The sequence below is a fragment of the Streptomyces sp. NPDC101166 genome (assembly GCF_044768125.1).
Taxonomy (GTDB): Bacteria; Actinomycetota; Actinomycetes; order Streptomycetales; family Streptomycetaceae; genus Streptomyces.
This window is the reverse complement of record NZ_JBIWPF010000211.1, coordinates 1-1,209: the sequence shown is the minus strand read 5'-3', so window position 1 is coordinate 1,209 and position 1,209 is coordinate 1. Positions and strand designations below refer to the sequence as shown.

The following is a 1,209-nucleotide window of genomic DNA, read 5'->3' as shown; positions in this document are numbered from 1 at the left end:
CGCTGCCGCATCAGGTCGGTGATCTTGCCCTGCACGTCGAAGATGGTGCGTCGCCGCGTCTCGGTCGGATGCGCGGTGATGACCGGCGACACCAGCGCGTCCGACAGCAGGTCGGCGACCACCGCGCCGTCGGGCCCGTAGGCGTCGAGCTTCTGGTAGGTGGCGGCCAGACTGGAGTCCTGCGGCGGCTCGCCGGCCGCGACGTGCACCGCGCGCCGGCGATCGCGCTGCAGGTCCTCGGCCAGATTGGCCAGCAGCAGGAAGTGACTGAAGGCGCGGATCACCGGGATGGCGGTGCGGATGTCGACATCGCGCAGCATGTCCGCGACCGCGCTGCGCTCCACCTCCGAGCGGCGGATCCGGAACGCCTCCACCCGGACCCGTTCGATCAGGTCGAAGATCTCCGGGCCCTCGTGGTCGCGAATGGTGTCCCCGAGAATGCCGCCGAGGAACCGGATGTCGTCGCGCAACGGCGCGGTCGCCGTCTCGATCTGATTCGCCTGCACTACGTTCACCTCTCCGAGTTCGGCTACTGCTCAACCCATCCGGCGCGGCCCGATGTCGAACCGGTTGGGTTCCGGCCCGATTCGCACCCGCGCGTACAGCACCGCCGCGCCCTCCGGCGAGGCCAGCACCGGTTCGCACTGCAACTCTCGCACCTCCGGCAGGTCGTCGCAGAGCGCCGAGATCCGTTGCGCCAGTTCGGCCAGCGCGCCCTTGTCGACCGGCTTGCCGAGATCGCGTCCGCCGACGGTGCCCGACAGCAGCGGGGCCGCCCGGGGCGCGTCGATCAGCTCGGCCGACTCCGCCTCGGTCAGCGGCAGCGCCCGGTACACCCGGTCGCCGAGCAGGTCGATGATGGTGCCCGACAGGCCGAAACTGATGACCGAACCGAACGACGGGTCGTCCTGCACCCGGAAGGTGCAGCCCACACCCTTGGTGGCCATGCGCTGAATGTGCACCGGATTGCCGGAGATCTCCGCCAGATCGGTGAACGCCCGCCGCACGGCGTCGGGCCGCCACAGGTCCAGGCGCACACCGGTGAGATCGGGCCGGTTGCGCCAGATCTCGCCGGTGGCCTTGGCCGCCACCGGGAATCCCAGTTCGTCGGCGGCCGCCACGGCGGCGTCGGCGTCGCGGACCTCCCGGAACTCGACCACGTCGATCCCGTAGCAGCCCAGCAGTTCCGCGGCCTGCAGATCGGTGAGC

At 70.6% G+C, this 1,209-nt stretch carries 2 protein-coding genes; both read right to left on the bottom strand.

Features of this window, described 5'->3' with window-relative positions; translation table 11 throughout:
- Positions 1 to 470 (bottom strand): phosphoenolpyruvate carboxylase (locus ACIRS4_RS37805; protein WP_404204741.1); only part of this gene is annotated, 470 nt, incomplete at its 3' end.
- A gap of 66 nt (positions 471 to 536) precedes the next feature.
- Positions 537 to 1,209, bottom strand: a 673-nt coding sequence (locus ACIRS4_RS37800; protein WP_404204739.1) for an acetate--CoA ligase family protein, incomplete at its 5' end; no start/stop codon positions are given.